Origin of the sequence: Amycolatopsis mediterranei (genome assembly GCF_026017845.1) — a bacterium.
Taxonomy (GTDB): Bacteria; Actinomycetota; Actinomycetes; order Mycobacteriales; family Pseudonocardiaceae; genus Amycolatopsis; species Amycolatopsis mediterranei.
On sequence record NZ_CP100416.1, the window covers coordinates 10,521,328 to 10,540,657 of the forward strand.

A 19,330-nucleotide genomic window follows, 5' to 3' on the forward strand; every position below is an offset into this window, starting at 1 on the left:
ATGTGGACAACCACGCTGTTCCAGAGTCGCACAAGTCAGCACTGTCGGTGATAACCGATAGACTGAAAGTGGGGGGATCCCCCGCGGGCGGCGGCATGATTCGCGCTGGGGCGAAACGAACGGGCCGGGCGATATGGCAGGTCGGCGCCGGGTTCGGCGGTCAAGCGAGGTCGGCTCGCCAAGGCGGTCGGGCCATGGCGAGCCGGGCGAAAGTGAAGTCGGCGGAACAGGCCGACCCGAACCCAGGCGCATCGACTCGGAGCGACCCGGGCCCAGGGGCAAGCACGGCCAAAACGGGCACCGTCAAGCGGAGCTCAGCGGCCCGCGCGTCGGTCCGGCCGGGCCCGCACCCGGCCTACGGTGGCGATTCTTCAGGGGCGCGCCGCGGCGCGGGCTGATGCCGGGTCCGTTGTGGCCAAGGTTGCTTCCGCCAAGGCTTCGCACTCCGCGAGGGTTGCCGCCGCCAGGCTTGCTCCCACCGCGCGGACTGCCGGGGCGTTCATCGACAAGCTGGTCAGGCCCAGGCCCGCCAGGACCAGGGCCAACCGCGGGTCGGCTGCCGCTTCGCCGCAGACGCCGGCCGGCTTGCCGGTGGCCTTGGCCGCGTCGCCGATCAGCTTCAGCAGGCGCAAGAGGGCCGGCTGCCACGGGTCGTTGAGCTTGGCCACCGCGCCCAGCTGGCGGTCCGCCGCGAACGTGTACTGGGCCAGGTCGTTCGTGCCCACCGAGACGAAGTCCACCGCTTCCAGGATCTCGCGGGCGCTCAGCGCCGCCGCCGGGATCTCGATCATCACGCCCGCCCGGGCGATGCCCGCCGCCCGCACCCGGGACGCGAACCAGGCCGCTTCCTCGACCGTGGCCACCATCGGGGCCATCACCGACACCTCGGCGCCGGAATCTTCGGCCGCGCCCGCGATGGCCTCGAGCTGGCGGTCCAGCACCTCGGGGCGGTCGAACGCCACGCGCAGGCCGCGGACGCCCAGCGCCGGGTTCGGCTCGGCTTCCGGGGACAGGAACGCCAGAGGCTTGTCGGCGCCCGCGTCGAGGGTCCGCACGATCACCGGCTTGCCGCGGAACGGCGAAAGCACCGCCGTGTACGCCGCGCGCTGGTCGGCGACCGATGGCTCGTCCGAGGCGTCGAGGTAGCAGAACTCCGTGCGGAACAGGCCGACCCCTTCGGCGCCCGCGTCGGCGGCGGCCTGGGCGTCGGCCGGGGAGCCGACGTTGCCGTAGACCTTCACGCGGTGGCCGTCGGCCGTTGCGCCCGTGCCGTTCCACTCGGCGAGCTGGGCCACCGTCGCCGTGACGACCGGGGCCGACGGGTCCGCGATCTCGACCGTGCCCGTGTCGCCGTCGACCGCAAGCGCTTGCGCGTCCAGCGCGAGCAGCCCGCGCACCGCGACAACGGCCGGGATGCCCAGCGCCCGCGCCAGGATCGCGGTGTGGCTGGTGGGGCCGCCCTCTTCGGTGACCAGGGCGAGGACCTTCGCCGGGTCGAGGCCGGCGGTGTCGGCCGGGGCCAGGTCGCGGGCGACCAGGACGCTCGGCGCCGCCAGCTCGGGCACCCCCGGCGGCGCGATGCCGAGCAGCTCGGCGATCAGCCGGTCGCGCACGTCGCGGACGTCGCGGACGCGCTCGGCCATGTACCCGCCGGCCGCGGCCAGCGCTTCGGCGAAGCCTTCGGCGGCTTGGTAGACAGCGCGCCCGGCGGGCAAGCCCTGCGTCTTGACCAGCGTTTCGGCCTGGGCGGTGAGCGCCGGGTCGGCCGCCATCGCCGCGGTGGTGATGAGAATGGTCGCGGCCTCGCCGGTGGCGGTCTCGGCCTGCTTCTCCAGCCGGCCGGCGACGATCGCGGCCGCGGGAGCGATCCGGGCGGCCTCGGCGGCCGGGTCGGCCGGGGTGGGGGTCGCGGCGGGCTCGCCGAGCGGCTCCGCGACCCGGACGACGGGACCACTCGCCCGGCCGGGGCTGACGGCGACCCCGGTCAGGGACCCCGCGGAGGCGGCATCGACAGCCGACACACTCTTTCCCGCGGAGGCGGCATCGGACCCGGCGGAGGCGGCATCAAACTCAGGCATGGTCTAGACCATAGCTCAGGTAGGCCTGGATATCTCGTGGTGGCGGGCACAAACCGCGCTGCCGTACCTGGTCGAGCACCGGCTGGACCTCCTCGCGCCACCAGGAGTCGGCCAATTCGTCGCGGCTGCGCACGGGCCGTCCGGCCAGCATACGGCGGAAACCCCAGGCCTCGGCCGAGTCGGCGAGCCGGAACCAGTCGGCCGGGTCGTCGAGCCACAGCCCGAGGCGGACGTCGTCCGGCAGCGGTACGCGCTCGAGGAACATGCGCTCGGCGGTCTTCGACGGCAGGTCGGCGAGCGTCAGGCAACGCAGCGCACAGGCGACCGTGCCGATCCACCGGACCCGCGCGCGGATGGTCCGGACGCCGCGCGCCCGGGCGATGCCGACGCGGTGGTGGCCGTCCTCGACGAAGAACATGTCGGACAGGCGCACGAGCCGCACCGGCGGCAAGTCCGCCGACGTCCGCGTCAGGTGCTCCCAGCGGTCGCGCAGGGCACGGTTGCGTGGCCGGAACTCGCGGTCGAAGTCCCCGGCGCGCGCGACCGTGCCGACGACCCCCTCCAGCGGCACGTCGTAGACGCCTTCGTCGAGCTCGGTCTGCTTGCCGAGCGCCTTGAGGGTTTCGTCGAGCGGCATGATCGCGAGCCGGTCGGGACGGCGTGCGTCCGCGATCGCCCGCAGCTGAGCCGCGTAGCCACGCCACCAGGCCGAGTCGAACGAGTCGCCCATGTGACTTGCAACACGGCGACGCGGGTGATCATTCCCCCAGGTCGGCGGCGGTGGGGTAGGACGGCTGCGCGCCATGCCGGGTCACGCTGAACGCCGCGACGCGCACGGCTCGCTTCGCCGCGGAGACCAGGTCGGCACCGTCGGCGAGCGACGCGGCGAGCGCGCCGGCGAAGGCGTCCCCGGCTCCGGTGGTGTCCACGGCCTCGACCTTCGGCGACTCCACGCGGCTCACCGACCCGGCTTCGACGACGACGGCGCCGGCCGCGCCGAGCGTGACGACGGCCGCGCGCGGCCCGAGGTCGAGCAGCTTCCGGAAATCCGCGCCGGGTCCGGTGAGCCAGGCGGCCTCGTGCTCGTTGACCAGCAGGACGTCGAGCCTGGCCAGCGTCTCCGGGGAGAGCTTCGCCGCCGGCGACAGGTTCAGCAGCACCCGCACGCCCTTTTCGGCGGCCCGCGCGACGGCGTGCTCGACGGTCGGCAGCGGCACCTCCAGGGAGACGACCATGATCTCCACCCCGTCGAAAACGGCGTCGACATCGGCGGGCTCCAGGCTGGAGTTGGCGCCGGGGGAGACGAGGATCGAGTTCTCGCCGTCCGGGGTGACGGTGATGTAGGCGATGCCGGTCGGCCGTTCGCTGGTGCGCACGAGCCCGGTGTCGACGCCGGCGGCGCGGAGCGAATCGAGCAGCAGCCTGCCGTAGGGATCGTCGCCGACGGCCCCGAGCAGCGCGACGTCCGCGCCGAGCCGGCCCGCCGCGACCGCCGTGTTGGCGCCCTTGCCGCCCGGCGAGAGCACGGTGTCGCCGGCCAGCACCGTCTCCCCACCGCCCGGCCGCCGATCCACCGCGACGACGAGGTCGGCATTGGCGGATCCCACAACGAGGACGTCGGAGTTCATACCCGCACTGTGCCAGAAACCGGTCCGGACCAGGTCAGCCCCGGCAAGCAAGGGGAAAGTGAAGGTTTTTGTAACTTATCCGGGGCTGAGTGCGACAATCATGCGAGCAGCGGAAGCCTGTCACTCGATCGGGGGATGCCTGTCCCCCGGCCGTCACTTCGTGGCCCCGGTCCCGCTCTCCTGGTGCGTCATCGCGGAGACGTGGTGACGTTGCCCCAACCGGCGCGAGCCGGGCAGGGCATCGGGTCGCCGGCGCCGATCACGTAGCCCCCCGAGTGATCGGCGTCGGCGGCGCCCCCGTCACCCCCGGCCGAGCGCCAGGGGCACTCCGGCAGGCAAGACGCTCCGGATGTGCGTTTCGAACTGCCTCACCGCCGTCGCGCTCAGTGTGCGCGGCATCCGGTACCAGCCGTCGCCCAGCCGCAGGGGCTCGAGGTCCGGACGGTCGAGCGGGAAGCCGTCGGCGGCGGGCCGGAACTCGAGGTGACCGGACGGCAGCCTCAGCTCCGCGAGCTCCGCCCAGGAGATCGTGAACTTCCGGTAGTACGTCGTCCACCGGAGGCCGGCGGCCGAAAGCTCCAGCAGGACCCGCGCCTTCCGGGCGCGGCTCTGTTGTTCGAGGACCGCCACCCAGGACATGCCGGCGAAGACGGCGATGAACACGACGAGGCACGCGGTGCGGATCCCGTTCCGCGGGCCGAACTCGATCACCGCGCCGAGCCCCACCTCGATCATGAGGGCGAAGAACCGCAGCCAGCGCAGCAGCACCCGGTTCCAGCCGTTGACGTGGATCGTGACGGAACCGGACGGCTCGACCGGCGGCGGCACCCACTCCGGCACCGTCGGCCGAACCGGCGGCGGTGGCGCGGGAGCCTGGGTGTCGGGGACCCGTTCGGGCGTGACGCCGACGTGCTTGGCCAGCAGCTCCCGCACGCGCGGGACTTCAGTCTCGTACAGCTCGAGCCCGGCCACCAGGAAGCCGCCGTCGCCGATGCGGACGAGGCTCCGGCTGCGGCTTTCGAACCGGTCGTCCGCCGGGCTGAGCACGACCTGGTGACGGGCGCCCTTCTGGGTGCCCTTGACGACCGAAGCCGCCCGGAGTTCATCCCATCGCAGTGCCCACGCGACTCCGCCGATCACCCGGGAGATCCCGGCGGGCTCGATGACGAGCTCGTTCCGGACCGGCTTCTTCAGCGACCGGAAGACCAGGTTCAGCCCCAGCAGTCCGAAGCTTCCGCCGAAGACCCACCCGGGCACGCGAGGACCCTGTGGCGTGGCCGCCAAGGCCATCCAGAAGAATCCGCCGGCCACGCACAGGAGCACGCCGGCCAGGATCCAGTGCGGCCCATCCGTCCGCGAAACGACGAGTCGATCACCCTGCGGCCCGGTCACTCGATCGACCCCGAAATCCGCTGCGTGCCCGGCTGTTCGAAGACTGGGGACCGGCCGGTGGTCTCCTTCTCCGGGGCATCGTCGTCGTCCCCGCCCGCCCAGTCGTCGAGCCCTTCGGCCTTCTTCTTCCGGGACTCCTTGCGCCATTCCTTCTTGGCGTCGTCCCAGACCTCCTTGCCGAAGTTCTCCCCGAACTTCTCGCCGAACTCCTTCCGGACGTCGCTGCGGAACTCCTTGCCGACGTTCTCGAGGTTCTCCCCGAGCGGCTTGTCCGAGGAGACGATCTCCTTCCACCGCTTCCGGTCAGGCCGTTCATCTTTGACCTTTTCGAGGAACGTCCGGGTGTCGCGCGGTTCGTCCTTGATCAGCTTGCCGACCTTCTTGAGCGGGCCGGGCAAGCTCTCCGCGCCGCGCTTCAGGGCACCCTTGACCCGCCGGAAGATGTCGCTGATGCGGTGGAACAGCTCCTGCGCCTTCTTGAAGGCCTTCAGCAGCTTCTTGATCCACTCCATGCACTTGCTGCCGGTCTTGACGGCTTCCGCGGTGCCCTCGGTGGCCATGCCCACCGGCAGGGCCGGGCCCGGGAACCGGCAGGCGATGCTGATGAGCTTGCCGACGCAATCGGAAATCAGGTCGCGCACGATCGAGCGCACGACGCTCAGGATCGTCTTGCAGATGTCGACCAGCTTCGCGATCGCGTTGGCGCCGGTCGCGACCCCCGCGTACGTCGCCGCGCGATCTTCGGCGAAGGCACGGTAGGCGTCGGCCGAGGCGCCTTCCCAGGCGGCGCTGTCCTTCTTGACGGTGTCCTGGAGGTCGGTGCTGATCTTCTCCAGTTCCTTGCCGACGTTCTCCCAGGTCCCGACCATGTTCTCCAGGGCGGTCTGGTCACCCGTGAGCCAGTCGAGCGGCTCACGCAGCCACGGGAAGAACTCCATCGCCCAGCCGACGGCGGCCGAAGCGAGTGTCCCGATCGGATCCGCCACGAGTTCCGCGATGTCGCCGGCACCGAACGCGGCGTCAACCAGGCCTTCGGTCCAGTTGCCGTCGGCAACGGCGGCGCCCGCGTCCAGGAAGTCCTGGACGAGGCCGGCACCCTCCCAAACCTTGCGGTCGTCCGCTGCGTCCGTCTTGATCAGCGAGTTTTCGGCCAAGGCTCAGTCCTCCACCTTGAAGACGTCCTTGAACTCCGCCTCGTCGGCTTCCTTCAGCTGCTGCCACAGCTGAATGCGGGCCGAATGGTCGTAGGACGACGTCGACGCCGATTCGATCGCGATCTCCGCCGCCTGCTGGGCGAGCGCGCAGATCGCCGCGAGCGGGATGCCGAGCAGGCCGAACGCTTCGGGGTGCTCGGTCGCGCGGGCGGCTTCCGTGCACTTGTCGATCCGGTCGGTGATCGCCTCGATGTTCTCGCGGTGTTTCCGCAGCTCCTGCGGGTCGACCGCGAAGCCCGGGCCGCCTGGTCCGGCCATGGTTCCCCTCCCTCGCCCGCGCTTCAGCGCAGGTAGTCGCCGTCGCTGAAGTAGTCGTCGTCGCGGCCTTCGTCGGACGACGGGCGCGGCGCGCGCGGCGGCTCCGGCGATTTCGGCGGCGTGGGCAGCTGCCGCTCCTCTTCCGGCACGAACCGGTCGCCCTCGTCGCGCGGCGCGGCCGGCGGCGGGGCGAACCCTTCCGGTTCGGGTGCCGGGAAGGCCTGCTCGAGCCGGCTGACCAGCTGGTTCATCACTTCGGGGCCGACCGGATCGGTGACTCCGGCCTGTACCGCCCAGGCGAGCTTGCTCTGGGCGGACTTGACGGTGCGGAGGATCTCCTCGGCGAGGTCGGGCTTGTCCCGTACGCCCAGGCCGATCTCCAGGCCGACGAGGTTGCCGGCGTGGTCGACCTTCACCCCGATCTGGCCGTCTTTGCTGCGCTCGGAAACCGAGACCGCTTCGATCTCGCTGACCATCCGATCAGCTTTGCGCCGGGACTTCGCCATCCGGGCTTCGAAGTCCGCGATCAGCTGCTCAGGGTTCGACACGCGAACCTCCCCGTTCACGTCAGTAGCCATTCGGCGACCGAGTGTGGCATACCGCCCCGACAGTTTCGCGGGAGTTCCGGTTTTCCTCACCTCATCCGGGTGGCAATCCTGGTGTTCGCGCTGGTCAGCGGCTCCTACTGTGCTCTACATGACCATCTCTGACTGGAAACGGACGATCTACGCAGCCCTCGCGCTGCCCGCGTACCTGGCCGGTCCGAAAGCGCGGCGGTGGCTCGCGCGGCGGTGGCTCGGCGCCGAGCCGAAGCGAGGTGGCTTCGGCGCCGCCGTCGCGGCTTTTCCGATCGCCTTGCTGGTCTGGTACCTCGTCGGGCGGATCGGAACCTTCGGGTTCTTCTGGACCGAGGCCGGAGCCGCCGGGTCATGGGGCGGCCCGTCGCTGATCGGGGCCTGGGCCGTGCACTTCTTCGGGGCGCTCGGCATGGTCGTCATCTGCATGTGGCTGCTGCGCCCGCTGATCCGGTGGCAGGTGCAAACGCCTGACCTGGCCGATTCGCCGCACAGCCGGTAACCGGTGGGGTATTGTCCGTGACGCAAGAGGGGAGATCGAACGCGAGGGGAGCGCTGTTCGGTGGGGTTGTTCGGCGACATGCTCGACGCTGCCAAGCACGCCGGGTCGGAGATCGCGCACGCCGTCCAGTCGGGTGGCGAGCGGCTCGGCAACGTCCTGACCGGCGCGGGCGTCGGCCTGCTCGCGGGTGGGCTGCCCGGCGCGGTCGCGGGCGCCTACGTCGGCTCGCAGACCGGCACCGGGGCGGCGAACCCGCAGGCTTCCGGGCTGTCACCCGGTCAGCTGGTCCAGGCCGTGCACAACGGTCCCGGCACCAAGTCGCTGCAGGACGTGCACCAGGCCGGTGTCGACCAGTCGACCTACCAGCGCCAGCTCGAGCAGGGCACCCGTGAACTGACCGCCGATCTCGAGTCCGCGTGGACCGGCGGCGCGTCGGACATGGCCCGGGAGCGGCTCCAGCCGTTGACGGCGTCGGCCACCTCGGCATCCGCGACGCTGGATCGCAACTCGACGCTGGCCCAGGCGCAGATCGAGCAGTTCCACCAGCTGAAGAACTCGCTGCACCCGGACGTCACCGACCAGCCGCCGACGCGCAGCGCCTGGGACGTCGTGACGCCGTGGGACACCGACACCGAAGACAAGATCAACCAGTACAACCGGAAGGCCCAGGAGAACGTCGAGCGGTACACCGCGTATTCGCAGCAGACCAGCTCGAACACCGCGGCCCGGACGATCGACTACGGCCAGCTCGGCGCGTACACCGGCGGCGACTTCACGGTGCAGGAACCGAAGAAGCCGGTCGAGCCGCCCTCTCGCAAGGGCACCCGGACGGGTGGCGACGACGACCGGTCGATCGGCACCCAGGTGCAGCCGCCTGCCGTTCACCCGCCGGTCGTCCAGCCACCACCGCCGGGGCACGTCACGCCGCCAGGCCAGGTCGCGCCGCCGCCGGGGCACGTCACACCGCCGGGTTCGCACACCTCCGGCGTGGACGACAGTGTTCGCGCGCAGGGTTACGTGCCGCCATCGACGCAGTACCCGCCGGGCTACCAGCCACCGGGGACGGGACCGGGGGGCTTCGGCCCCGGGTCGGGTCCCGGAGGCGGTTTCGGGCCGGGCTTCGGCCCTGGTGGCAGCGGCTTCGGGCCGGGCTCGTCGTCCGGCGCGGGCAGCGGCACCGGCGCGGGCAGCGGCACCGGCTCAGGTGCCCGAGGCCCGGGTGCGGCGAGCGGAGCCGGCGTCCCCGGCGAAGGGCGTCCCGGCTCGGCCGGCGGGATCCGTGGCGGCGCGGCGGGCAAACCGGGCTCGCCGGGGATGGGCGGCATGGGCCAGGGCGCGAAGGGCGGCAAAGGCGAGGAGGACACGGAGCACCAGCGTGCGTCGTACCTGGTGGAGGCGGATCCGGAGAGCATCTTCGGTGGCTCCGACGAGCGGACGGTGCCCCCAGTGATCGGGCTGTGATCTTCCTGCCCAAGGCCGCTCTGCTCACCGCGTGGGAGTGGGAGCGACACGGCACACCGCCCGCGGTCCTGGGCGCCGACAACCTCTGGCTCGGCGACGAAACCCGCAAGCGGCTCGACGAGAAGGTCCTCGACGTCCTGGCGTCGCTCCGGCTCGCCACGGGCGGCACGTTGACGCGCGAATTCCGCGACGTCCTGCGCATCCTGGCGAAGGGCGCCCACCAGTTCACGGCGTGGCTGGGCGACCTCGAAGCGGACGAGTCAGGCGCGGTCCTCGTGTCGGCAGCCGGCCCCGACGCGCTCCGGCTCATCCGGAAGGACGACACGGTCCGGATCGACGCCGTGGAACCGTCGCGGCTCGCGGAGTCGCTGGTGGACGTGCTGCCGCCGGTGCCGCCCGCACGGATTTCGCCGGTCTCGATTCCGGAAGCGCGGTTCTCGGGCCGCGCCGTCGAAGATTCGTACGACCTCGACGACCCGACCGTCGACCGGGGCCGCGACCCGTTGCCGTGGGCGCGGCGGCTGATGGCGGCGCGGCGGACGGGGCTGCACCAGTGCTACGCCGTGAACCGGGGGATTCGCAGCGCGCCGATCACAGCGGTGGACGTCGCCGGGACCGGGCGGGTGCTGACGTATGTGTATCCGGGGCGCGAGCGGATGGTCAGCTTCCAGCCGGGGACCCGGGGTGCGCTGACCGATGTCCTGTACGCGACCCTGAACGGGTTAGGGGGAGGACGATGACCGGTTCGATGTTCAGCGGGATCAACTTCATGGCGACGGACATGCCGAGCGGAGGATCGTCTCCCGCTGGTGGGCAAGGCTTCGCGATGAGCTCGGCCGAAATGCGCGCGATGCTCGAGAAGGCCAAAACTCAACGTGAAGGACTCGCCGAGCAGTTGCGAAAGGCGCGGTACTTGATGCAGGCGACACCGCCGGCGGAAGAACCGGTCAGCCAAGCGGCGGTCAACGGGCCGAACGGGATCAACGAGGCAGGCGCGTACTACGAAGGCCACCTGCACTACCAGTTCAACTACCTCACGGAGTTGATCCAGAAGTTGCAGCAGGCACTCGGCATCACCGAGGCCGCGGATCAGCAAGCAGCAGACTCGACCAAGACGATCAAGGGGTCGCTCGAATGAGGCGTCATGTTCTCCTGGCCGCCACAGCAGTCACTTTGGGGACTGCGTTGTTGACCTCGTGCACCGGCAAGACCCCGACGAACGGCACGGCCGGCCCCGCATCGACCAGCAGCAGCGCGGAACTGCCGAACAGCGGGGCACCGAAGGTGGGCAACCCGCTGCCGGCGGCCGCACTGGAGGGCAGCCCCTGCGATTCGGCTCTGACGTCCGAACAGCTCACGGGGTACCTCGGGAAACCGACCGCCCCGAAGACGAGCGACACCGAACTGGGCCCCACGTGCGACTGGGCCAGCGCCTCGGGAACGGCAGCCGGAATCCTGGTCGGGTACGACACCAAGTCCGGGCAAGGATTGAGCCTCGCCTACAAGAACGTGAAGCCGAAGGCCAAGCGCTGGGTGGACGACCTGGAACCGATCCAGGGTTATCCGGCGGTGGGCTACGTTGACGCCGGAACGACAGACAACCGTGCCTGCGTGATCGTCGTCGGCGTCGCGGACAACCTCGCCTACTCGGTCTCGCTCAGCATCGGCGACTCGGCGGTCCAGGCCGGCAAGGACGCCTGCCAGCTCGGGCGCGGGGTGGCCGACACGGTGCTGACCAACCTCAAGGCGCGGGCCTGAGCTGCACCTTTTCGTTACGGCAGACCTCGCGTTGATGCAAAATCTGTCGTACCAACCACCTAGACTGTTCGGATGAGCCACCCCACTCGAAGGGGTCGCGCGCGTGCGGCTACCGAACAGGACATCCGGCGGACCGCCCGGAAACTGCTCGTCGAGCAGGGGCCGGAGGCGGTCACCCTGCGCGCCATCGCACGGGAGCTGGGGATCACCGCGCCCGCGCTCTACCGGTACTACGAGTCCCGGGACGACCTCGTCGAGAACCTGCGGCTGGACGTCTGCGCCGACCTGGCCGACGACCTCGCCGAGGAGATCGCCGAGCTGCCGGACGACGGGGTGCTGCAGCTGTTCGCCATCTGCAAGGGCTTCCGGCGGTGGGCGCTCACCCACACGAAGGAATTCACGCTGGTCTTCGCGTCGCCGACCGGCGGCGTCGGGTCGACGTCGGGGAGTGCGCTGAGCCGGGTCGACGAGCCGTTCGGGCGGATCTTCCTCGCCGCCGCCGGGCGGGTGCTCGCCCGCCACGACATCGTCTTGCCCTCGGCCAGCGGCGTGCCCGACGAGCTGCGGGACGACCTGAAGACCTTCCAGGAGTCGCTGGTCGCCGTGCTCGTCGAGTCCGATCAGGGTGTGCCGGTGGAGAAGATCGACCTCGGCGTGACGTACCTGATGATCCAGTTCTGGGCCCGGCTCTACGGGCACGTCACGCTCGAGGTCTTCGGCAACTACCCGATCCCGATGTCCAAACCGGACGTCCTGTTCGAGGCGATGCTCACCGACCTCGCCCGGGAGATCGGGCTCTACTCCGGTTAGGCCGCGTGGCCGCCATCCACCGAGAGCACCGCCGCCGTCACGTACGCGCTGGCCGGGGCCGCCAGGTACGACACCGCCGCGGCCACCTCGGACGGCGACCCGTAGCGGTCGAACGCCGTCAGGGCGCGCTGGTCGGCCGCATACGGACCGTCGGCCGGGTTCATCTCCGTGTCCGTCGGACCCGGGTGGACCAGGTTCACCGTGATGCCGCGCGGGCCGAGTTCGCGGGCCAAAGCCTTGGTCAGGCCGACCATCGCCGCCTTGCTCGTCGCGTACAGCGCCATGCCCGGGCCGGGCACGCGGTCGGTGACGCAGCTGCCGATCGTGATCACGCGACCGCCGTCGGCCAGGACACCGGCCGCCGCCTGCGTCGCGGCGAACACGCCGCGGACGTTCACCGCCAGCACGCGGTCGACGTCCTCGATCGCGGTCTCGGTGAATGCGCCGACGAACCCGACGCCCGCATTGTTGACCAGGACGTCGAGCCGGCCGAACTCCGCGACGGTCGCCGAAACCGCCGCCGACACCGCGGCCGCGTCCGCCGAATCCGCCTGGATCGCCAGCGCGCGGCGGCCGAGGTGCTTGATCTGTTCGACCACCTCGGCCGCCCGCGCGGCGTTGTTCACATACGTCAGCGCAACGTCGGCGCCGTCCTCGGCGAGCCGCAGTGCGGTGGCCGCGCCGATGCCACGGCTGCCGCCCGTCACCAGGGCCACCTTGCCGTCGAGGGTCATTCCCGGTTCTCCTTCGATCGAGCCGTTTTCGTTGACGGCTCAATCAAATCGAGAACACCGAAGAAGCACCGGCGGCTTTCCGACAGAGCGCTACAGGACGATGTTGACCAGCCGCCCCGGCACCACGATCACCTTGCGGGGCGAGCCGTCGCCGACCATTGCCGCGACCTTCTCGTCCGCCAGGGCGGCGGCCTGGACCTCGTCCGTCGACGCGGAAGCCGCGACCGTCACCCGGGAGCGGACCTTGCCGTTGACCTGGATCGGGTACTCGACCGAGTCCTCGACCAGGTACTTCTCGTCCACCACCGGGAACGGGCCCTGCACCAGCGAGTCCACGTGGCCCAGCCGGTGCCACAGCTCTTCGGCCAGGTGCGGGGCCAGCGGCGCCAGCATCAGCACCAGCGGCTCGGCCAGCTCGCGCGGCGTCGACGTGGCCCCGCCGTACACCTTGGTGACGTGGTTGTTCAACTCGATCAGCTTCGCGCCGGCCGTGTTGAACCGCATCTCCGCGTAGTCCTCGCGAACGCCCGCGATGGTCTTGTGCAGCACCTTGCGATCCGCCTCGGAAGCGTCCTCAGTGGACACCCGCAGCTCGCCGGTCGACTCGTCGACGACCAGGCGCCACAGCCGCTGCAGGAACCGGTGCGCCCCGACGACGTCCTTGGTCGCCCAGGGGCGCGACATCGCCAGCGGGCCCATCGCCATCTCGTAGAAGCGGAACGTGTCGGCGCCGTAGTTCTCGGCCATCTCGTCCGGCGTGACGACGTTCTTCAGGCTCTTGCCCATCTTGCCGTACTCCTGGGTGACCTCTTCGCCGTTGAAGAAGTGCTTCCCGTCGCGCTCCTCGACCTGCTCGGCCGGGACGTAGACGCCGCGCGCGTCGGTGTACGCGTACGCCTCGATGTAGCCCTGGTTGAACAGCTTCCGGTACGGCTCCTTGGACGTCACGTGGCCCAGGTCGAACAGCACCTTGTGCCAGAACCGCGAATACAGCAGGTGCAGCACCGCGTGCTCGACGCCGCCGACGTACAGGTCCACGCCGCCGGTGTCGTCCGCGCCGTACTCGCCGGGGCGCGGGCCCATCCAGTACTGCTCGTTTTCCGGCGCGCAGAACGTTTCCGAGTTCGTCGGGTCCACGTAGCGCAGCTGGTACCAGCACGAACCCGCCCAGTTCGGCATCGTGTTGATGTCGCGGCGGTAGGTCTTCGGGCCATCGCCCAGGTCCAGCTCGACCTCGACCCAGTCCGTCGCGCGGGCCAGCGGGGACGACGGCATCGAGTCGCGGTCCTCGGGGTCGAACGTCACCGGCGAGTAGTCGGCGACCTCGGGCAGCTCGATCGGCAGCATCGACTCGGGGACGGCGTGGACTTCGCCGTCTTCGTCGTAGACCACCGGGAACGGCTCGCCCCAGTAGCGCTGGCGCGAGAACAGCCAGTCGCGCAGCTTGTACTGGACGGTCCCGGTGCCGGCACCCTTTTCGGCCAGCCAGTCGATGATCGTCTTCTTGGCTTCGGCGACGTCCATGCCGTCCAGGAAGCTCGAGTTGATCGCCGGGCCGTCACCCGTGTACGCCTTGCCGTCGAACCCTTCGGACGGCTGCACGGTCCGGATGATCTCCAGCCCGAACTTCTCGGCGAACTCCCAGTCGCGGACGTCCTGGCCCGGGACGGCCATGATCGCGCCGGTGCCGTAGCCCATCAGCACGTAGTCGGCGACGAAGATCGGGATCTGCTTGTCGTTGACCGGGTTCGTCGCGTACGCGCCGGTGAAGACGCCGGTCTTCTCCTTGTTCTCCTGCCGGTCCAGCTCGGACTTCCGCGACGCGGCGACGCGGTACTCCTTGATCGCCTCGGCGGGCGTCGCGGCCCCACCGGTCCAGCGCTCGTCGACGCCGTCGGGCCAAGCGGCCGTCGTCAGCTTGTCGACCAGCGGGTGCTCCGGCGCCAGCACCATGTACGTGGCGCCGAACAGCGTGTCCGGCCGGGTCGTGAAGACCTCGATCGCGTCGTCACCGGTCTTGAACGTGACGCGGGCGCCGTGCGAGCGGCCGATCCAGTTCCGCTGCATGGACTTGACCTTTTCCGGCCAGTCCAGCAGGTCCAGGTCGTCGACCAGGCGATCGGCGTACGCGGTGATCCGCATCATCCACTGCCGCAGGTTGCGGCGGAAGACGGGGAAGTTGCCGCGCTCGCTGCGGCCGTCGGCGGTGACCTCTTCGTTCGACAGCACGGTGCCCAGGCCCGGACACCAGTTGACCGGCGCTTCGGAGATGTACACCAGCCGGTGGTCGTCGATCACCTGCTTCCGTTCGACGGCGGACAGCGCCGCCCAGTCACGGCCGTCCGGCGTGGGACGCGAGCCGTCGGCGAACGCGGCCTCCAGCTCGGCGATCGGCCGCGCCTTGCCCGCCTCCGTGTCGTACCAGGAGTTGAAGATCTGCAGGAAGATCCACTGCGTCCAGCGGTAGTACTCTGGGTCGATCGTGGAGATGCGACGGCGTTCGTCGTGGCCCAGGCCCAGGCGCCGGATCTGGCGCAGGTAGGTCCGGATGTTCTCCTCGGTCGTCTTGCGCGGGTGCTGCCCGGTCTGGACCGCGTACTGCTCGGCCGGCAGGCCGAACGCGTCGAAGCCCATCGTGTGCAGCACGTTGCGCCCGATCATCCGGTGGTACCGGGCGAAGACGTCGGTGCTGATGAAGCCCAGCGGGTGCCCGACGTGCAGGCCGGAGCCCGACGGGTACGGGAACATGTCCTGGACGAACAGCTTGTCGCTGGGTACCGGCTGCCCCTCGACGGCGAGCGGCCCGACGGGGTTGGGCGCGTGGAAGGTGCCCTGGTCGGCCCAGTGGTCCTGCCAGCGCTGCTCGATCTGACCCGCCAGCGCGGCCGTGTAGCGGTGCGCCGGGACGTCAGTCCCTGTCGCCTCAGTCATGACGTCTTCCTTCGTTTCAAGCTCGAGGCACTTTTCCCCGCCGAGAGCTCATCGATACAGCCGCTCCAGAAACAACTCGACCCCTCAGCCACCAGGGCATGAGGGGTCGCCGCGCCGGCCAGGCCGGGCCTGGTCAGCGCGGCAGGCTAAGGAGCCGCCGAGCCGTGTTCATGTGCACATCGTAACTTGCTGGTCAAAGCCGTTCGGAGGGGACCGCCAGTGCGGCGAACTGGGTGACCTGCGTCGCCGAGAAGTTGTCGTCGCTGACGATGATCAAGCTGCGCTCGCCGTTCGGCAGCTTCGGACCCCAGGTCATGCCCTCCAGGTTGTCCACAGTGGACAATCCGAGGTCGGCCGCGTCGAAGAGGAGCCGCTTCTTCACCGGCTTGACGTGCTTCGCGTCGCTCAGGGACTTGACGTTCAGGACGTTCGTTGCGCCCTTGGTGTCGATCTCGTAGACGCGGACCTTGTTGCCGACGCCGGTGACGAACGAGCGTTCCATCATCAGGAACTTCGTCGGGTCGGCCTGGTCGACGGCCAGCATCGAGGACACGCCCGTGGTGGCGAACGCGCCAGCGGGCACCGGTGACGCGAAAATCGGCTCCTGCGGGTAGGCATACTGCGCGAAGACCGGACCGAACCGGGACTGCAGGGTGATCCGCGACAGCGCGCCGGCCGTCGTCGTCGGCATCGAGCCGTCCTGAAGCAGCGGGCCTTCGAGCTCGCTGGCGATCAGCGACCCGAACCCGGCGAAGGTGAGGCCTTCGAGGGCCAGGTTCTGGCGCGGCCCCGCCGCCGGCGTCATCTTTTCGTTCGCCGGGATCGGCAGGTCGCGGACGTATTCGCCGTCGCGGCGCGCCTCGCGGATCGACGGGTCGATCAGCGTCGTCGCCGTCCGCTCGCCCTCCTGCGACCAGTAGTAGCCGCCGGTCCACGGGTCGACGCGCAGCTCTTCGGGGTCGATCGTCTGCTCGTTCTGCGGCTTCGCCGGATCGTTCTGCGTGAGCGGCGGGTACGGCGTGCCGTCCGGGCGCAGCAGCGGCTTCGTGCCGGTCAGGGTGACCGGGCCGACGCCGTTCGCCGACACCGGGAACGTCGCCGTGTAGAACCGGGCGGGGTTGATCGCCGACCGGTCGTCGCAGATCAGCGCGTAGCCGCCGGTCCGCGGGTCGTAGTCGATGCTGGACAGGCCGCCGACCGTCGTGCCTTGGAACTGGAGGGCGTTCGGGACGATCTTCTCGCCGAGCAGCCGGATCGGCCGCTGGTGACTCTCGGTGGCACTCGCCGGCGCCGCGGCGAGGATTCCCCCGATCAGGGCAGCGGTCAGGACGGTGGGCAGTACACGCGGTGACATGGCCTGTAGCACAGTCGATCAGGGTATCCGGCAGGTTGCCGGGACGTCACGCTTATCCTTGACCCCGTGTTCGCTATCGCGCTGGTTCCGGTCGTGCTGGGTCTGTTCGTCGGCTTTGGTGGGTTCCTCGGGTTCCGCGAGCGCTTGACGCGCGAGGGCGGCACCGGGGTGCGCACGGAAGCGGCGTTGCGCAGCGAAGAAGCTTTCAAGCTGGCCAACCGCGTCGCGGGCCTGCCGACCATGGCCGGAGGCGCGATCGCCGTGCTCACCGGGCTGGCCGGCCTGGCCATGCCGACGACCGGCGGCCTGATCTCCGCCGCGCTCGCGGGCGTGCTCGCCATGGTGCTGCTGGTCATGGGCGGTGGCGTGCTCGGCAACCGGGCCGCGCTGACCGTGCCCGCCCCGGCTCCGGCGGCGCCCGCCGGCTGCAGCGGCTGCGCGTGCGGTGCCGGCGGCTGCGGCGTCTTCAAGAAGGACGAGGCCTAATTCCGCTGGAGGTCGCCCGGGTGGGTGGCCAGCAACGCCAGCGGGATGCCCTGGCGGCGCAGGACCTGGCTCCAGAGGTCGCCGTCCGGTGAGGCCAGGATGTCGCTCGGCAGAGCGGGCACGATGACCCAGTCTTCGCGCTCGATCTCGCCGGCCAGCTGACCGGAGTTCCAGCCCGCGTACCCGGCGAACACGCGCACGCCACGGACCTTCGGCACCAGCGCCTCGGGATCGGTGTCCAGGTCGACCAGCGCGACCGGGCCGCGGACCGCGATCACCCCCGGCACGCTGGCCGCCGTCTCGCCGGTCCGCAGTGCGGCCAGGCACAACGCGGTCTTCTTCTCGACCGGCCCGCCGACGAACACGGCCTGCGGCTCGGCGACGTGCCCGCCCCAGTTGGGCAGCACGTCGTGCACCGCGACGTCACTCGGCCGGTTCAAGACCACGCCGAGCGTGCCTTCTTCGCGATGATCGATGACGAACACCACGGTCCGCCGGAAGTTGGGGTCGACCATCGTGGGGGCGGCGACCAGGAGCGTTCCCGGTTCAACCTCGGCGTCCGCTGGCACAGACCCATGATCCCACCCTTGGCCGGGCGAATGACTTCGGCTCGGGAACAATCGCCCCAACAGCCTCGTTTGAAACACGTGGCCGGCGCACTCCGTGTCCCCCGGGCTCACTGAAGAACCGCCTTTGTGGAATACCGTCCGGCTGGAGCCACACTGCGCATAGCCGCCGAGAGGCGACCTCAGTGCGTCGGCCACCCTCTACTCTGGCTTCGTGACGATCAGCGCCCGGACGGCGACAGTGCGAAGAGGCCCTCGGGAGCTGCTCAAGGACCCGGACTTCCGGCGTCTGCTTTTCACCCGCTTCGCCGCCAGCTGGGGTGATGGCGTCTTCCGCGCCGGGCTTGCCGGAGCCGTCCTGTTCAACCCTGAGCGCGCCGCCGATCCGCTGGCCATCGCCGGGGGCTTCGCCGCGCTACTGCTGCCGTATTCGATCGTCGGACCGTTCGCCGGTGCGCTGCTGGACCGCTGGGACCGCCGTCGCGTCCTCATCTTCGCGAACCTCCTGCGCGGCCTCGCAATCGTTTGCGCGTCCGCCGCTGTCGGGTTCGGATTCGGCGGAGTCGGCCTGTTTTCGCTGGCCCTGGCCGCGGAAGGGATCTCGCGCTTCATCGGCTCCGGCCTCTCGGCGGCACTGCCGCACGTCGTCGAGGAAGAGAGCGTCGTGACGGCGAACGCCTTCGCCACGACGCTCGGCTCGGTGGTCGCCGTCATCGGCGGTGGCTGCGCGATCGGCCTGCGGGCGCTGTTCGGCAGCAACGACATCGGATCGGCCGAGACGACCGTCTTCGCCGTCCTCGGTACGCTCGTCTCGGCGTTCATCGCGCGCGGCTTCGCCCGGGGCGTACTCGGGCCGACGGTGGTCGACGAGCCGCCGAACCCGGTGCTGGCCGTCGCGCGGGGGCTGGCGGACGGTGCCCGGCACGCGTGGCGCGCGCCCAGTGTCACCGCCGGGTTCGTCGCGCTTTTCGCGCACCGGGCGTCGTTCGGGGTGTCGCTGCTGGTCACGGTCCTGCTGATGCGCAACTACTTCACCGACCACGGGCTCTTCCGCGCCGGCTTGCCCGGACTGGGGCAGATGGCGGTGCTAGCCGGGGCCGGGCTGCTGCTGGCCGGGCTGCTGACCGCGCGGATCCTGCGCGTCTTCGGCCGGTTGCGCGCGGTCCTCGGTGCGTTGCTGCTGGCGGCGATCGCGCAGTCGGCGCTGGGCTTGCCGATGGTGCTGCCGCTGGCGCTGCTCGCGTCGTTCGTGATCACCGGGGCGGGGCAGGTGCTGAAGCTCTGCGTCGATTCGTCCATCCAGCTCGACGTCGCCGACGAAGCCCGTGGCCGCGTCTTCGCGCTGTACGACACGCTGTTCAACATCACCCAGGTGGCGGCGGTTTCGCTGGGCGCGCTGGTCGTCCCGGACGACGGCCGTTCGCCGGGCCTGCTCATCGCCGCGACGGTCTGCTACCTCGTCGGCGGAGCGGGGTACGTGCTCGCCCGGCGACGTGCGATTCGCTGACGCAAACACTCGAACCGGTCACGATGACTGCTCCATTGGCATTAGGGTGACGGGCAGTCATTAGTAGGTTCGAGGG

19 protein-coding genes are annotated in these 19,330 nt (G+C 70.3%); 8 read left to right on the plus strand and 11 right to left on the minus strand.

Annotated elements, in window-relative coordinates; translation table 11 throughout:
• Positions 1–371: 371 nt before the first annotated feature.
• The 7 genes from ptsP to ISP_RS47745 form a co-directional block, all read right to left on the minus strand.
• A complete protein-coding gene (ptsP, locus tag ISP_RS47715; RefSeq protein WP_378251343.1) occupies positions 372–2,078 on the minus strand; it encodes a phosphoenolpyruvate--protein phosphotransferase in 1,707 nt (568 codons plus the stop codon).
• A complete protein-coding gene (locus ISP_RS47720) occupies positions 2,071–2,808 on the minus strand; it encodes a hypothetical protein (RefSeq protein ID WP_013231022.1) in 738 nt (245 codons plus the stop codon). Before ISP_RS47720 ends, ptsP begins: the two co-directional genes overlap by 8 nt.
• Before the next feature lie 28 nt (positions 2,809–2,836).
• A complete protein-coding gene (locus ISP_RS47725; protein WP_014467890.1) occupies positions 2,837–3,706 on the minus strand; it encodes a ribokinase in 870 nt (289 codons plus the stop codon).
• A gap of 300 nt (positions 3,707–4,006) precedes the next feature.
• Positions 4,007–4,963, minus strand: coding sequence for a hypothetical protein (locus ISP_RS47730; protein ID WP_230468663.1), 957 nt, complete (start codon positions 4,961–4,963; stop codon positions 4,007–4,009).
• Positions 4,964–5,094: 131 nt separating this feature from the next.
• Positions 5,095–6,252 carry a WXG100 family type VII secretion target gene (locus ISP_RS47735; RefSeq protein WP_013231025.1) on the minus strand — a complete coding sequence of 386 codons (1,158 nt, stop codon included), beginning with the start codon at positions 6,250–6,252 and terminating at the stop codon, positions 5,095–5,097.
• A gap of 3 nt (positions 6,253–6,255) precedes the next feature.
• Positions 6,256–6,570 (minus strand): hypothetical protein, encoded by a 315-nt coding sequence (locus ISP_RS47740; RefSeq protein ID WP_013231026.1) that lies wholly within the window; start codon positions 6,568–6,570, stop codon positions 6,256–6,258.
• Positions 6,571–6,593: 23 nt separating this feature from the next.
• Positions 6,594–7,118 carry a YbaB/EbfC family nucleoid-associated protein gene (locus tag ISP_RS47745; protein WP_013231027.1) on the minus strand — a complete coding sequence of 175 codons (525 nt, stop codon included), beginning with the start codon at positions 7,116–7,118 and terminating at the stop codon, positions 6,594–6,596.
• 148 nt (positions 7,119–7,266) lie between these two features.
• On the opposite strand from ISP_RS47745, the gene ISP_RS47750 reads away from it, so the two are divergent.
• The 6 genes from ISP_RS47750 to ISP_RS47775 all read left to right on the plus strand — a co-directional run bounded on the left by ISP_RS47750 (position 7,267) and on the right by ISP_RS47775 (position 11,676).
• Complete coding sequence (locus ISP_RS47750; RefSeq protein WP_230468664.1) at positions 7,267–7,647, plus strand: hypothetical protein; 381 nt, start codon at positions 7,267–7,269, stop codon at positions 7,645–7,647.
• Between the two features lie 60 nt (positions 7,648–7,707).
• Positions 7,708–9,108 (plus strand): hypothetical protein, encoded by a 1,401-nt coding sequence (locus tag ISP_RS47755; protein WP_013231029.1) that lies wholly within the window; start codon positions 7,708–7,710, stop codon positions 9,106–9,108.
• Entirely contained in the window at positions 9,105–9,848 is a 744-nt protein-coding gene (locus ISP_RS47760) for an ESX secretion-associated protein EspG (RefSeq protein ID WP_013231030.1), read from the plus strand. Before ISP_RS47755 ends, ISP_RS47760 begins: the two co-directional genes overlap by 4 nt.
• Positions 9,845–10,246: a hypothetical protein gene (locus ISP_RS47765; protein ID WP_013231031.1), complete on the plus strand. Its 402-nt coding sequence runs from the start codon at positions 9,845–9,847 to the stop codon at positions 10,244–10,246. The genes ISP_RS47760 and ISP_RS47765 overlap by 4 nt, the downstream gene beginning before the upstream one ends.
• A 50-nt stretch (positions 10,247–10,296) precedes the next feature.
• Positions 10,297–10,866 carry a DUF3558 domain-containing protein gene (locus ISP_RS47770; RefSeq protein WP_013231032.1) on the plus strand — a complete coding sequence of 190 codons (570 nt, stop codon included), beginning with the start codon at positions 10,297–10,299 and terminating at the stop codon, positions 10,864–10,866.
• 72 nt (positions 10,867–10,938) lie between these two features.
• Positions 10,939–11,676: a TetR/AcrR family transcriptional regulator gene (locus ISP_RS47775; protein WP_013231033.1), complete on the plus strand. Its 738-nt coding sequence runs from the start codon at positions 10,939–10,941 to the stop codon at positions 11,674–11,676.
• Here the strand turns inward: ISP_RS47775 and ISP_RS47780 are convergent.
• From ISP_RS47780 to ISP_RS47790, 3 genes are all read right to left on the minus strand, one after another.
• Positions 11,673–12,410: an SDR family oxidoreductase gene (locus ISP_RS47780; RefSeq protein ID WP_013231034.1), complete on the minus strand. Its 738-nt coding sequence runs from the start codon at positions 12,408–12,410 to the stop codon at positions 11,673–11,675. The genes ISP_RS47775 and ISP_RS47780 overlap by 4 nt on opposite strands.
• Positions 12,411–12,500: 90 nt before the next feature.
• Positions 12,501–15,341, minus strand: coding sequence for a leucine--tRNA ligase (leuS, locus tag ISP_RS47785; protein ID WP_013231035.1), 2,841 nt, complete (start codon positions 15,339–15,341; stop codon positions 12,501–12,503).
• A 193-nt stretch (positions 15,342–15,534) separates the two neighbouring features.
• Positions 15,535–16,695, minus strand: a complete 1,161-nt coding sequence (locus ISP_RS47790) for an esterase-like activity of phytase family protein (protein WP_013231036.1) — start codon at positions 16,693–16,695, stop codon at positions 15,535–15,537.
• A 66-nt stretch (positions 16,696–16,761) separates the two neighbouring features.
• On the opposite strand from ISP_RS47790, the gene ISP_RS47795 reads away from it, so the two are divergent.
• Entirely contained in the window at positions 16,762–17,181 is a 420-nt protein-coding gene (locus tag ISP_RS47795) for an SdpI family protein (RefSeq protein WP_013231037.1), read from the plus strand.
• Here the strand turns inward: ISP_RS47795 and ISP_RS47800 are convergent.
• Positions 17,178–17,801, minus strand: a complete 624-nt coding sequence (locus ISP_RS47800) for a YqgE/AlgH family protein (RefSeq protein ID WP_265049933.1) — start codon at positions 17,799–17,801, stop codon at positions 17,178–17,180. The two genes, ISP_RS47795 and ISP_RS47800, sit on opposite strands and share 4 nt — an antisense overlap.
• A gap of 187 nt (positions 17,802–17,988) precedes the next feature.
• Here ISP_RS47800 and ISP_RS47805 point away from each other — a divergent pair, with 187 nt between their 5' ends.
• Complete coding sequence (locus ISP_RS47805) at positions 17,989–19,254, plus strand: MFS transporter (RefSeq protein WP_013231039.1); 1,266 nt, start codon at positions 17,989–17,991, stop codon at positions 19,252–19,254.
• Positions 19,255–19,330: the final 76 nt, after the last annotated feature.

Coding starts and splice junctions, on each gene's coding strand:
- ISP_RS47780 (WP_013231034.1), bottom strand. CDS start 12,410: ATGACCCTCGACGGCAAGGTGGCCCTGGTGACGGGCGGCAGCCGTGGC.
- ISP_RS47775 (WP_013231033.1), top strand. CDS start 10,939: ATGAGCCACCCCACTCGAAGGGGTCGCGCGCGTGCGGCTACCGAACAG.
- ISP_RS47720 (WP_013231022.1), bottom strand. CDS start 2,808: ATGGGCGACTCGTTCGACTCGGCCTGGTGGCGTGGCTACGCGGCTCAG.
- leuS (WP_013231035.1), bottom strand. CDS start 15,341: ATGACTGAGGCGACAGGGACTGACGTCCCGGCGCACCGCTACACGGCC.
- ISP_RS47740 (WP_013231026.1), bottom strand. CDS start 6,570: ATGGCCGGACCAGGCGGCCCGGGCTTCGCGGTCGACCCGCAGGAGCTG.
- ISP_RS47790 (WP_013231036.1), bottom strand. CDS start 16,695: ATGTCACCGCGTGTACTGCCCACCGTCCTGACCGCTGCCCTGATCGGG.
- ptsP (WP_378251343.1), bottom strand. CDS start 2,078: ATGCCTGAGTTTGATGCCGCCTCCGCCGGGTCCGATGCCGCCTCCGCG.
- ISP_RS47725 (WP_014467890.1), bottom strand. CDS start 3,706: ATGAACTCCGACGTCCTCGTTGTGGGATCCGCCAATGCCGACCTCGTC.
- ISP_RS47765 (WP_013231031.1), top strand. CDS start 9,845: ATGACCGGTTCGATGTTCAGCGGGATCAACTTCATGGCGACGGACATG.
- ISP_RS47750 (WP_230468664.1), top strand. CDS start 7,267: ATGACCATCTCTGACTGGAAACGGACGATCTACGCAGCCCTCGCGCTG.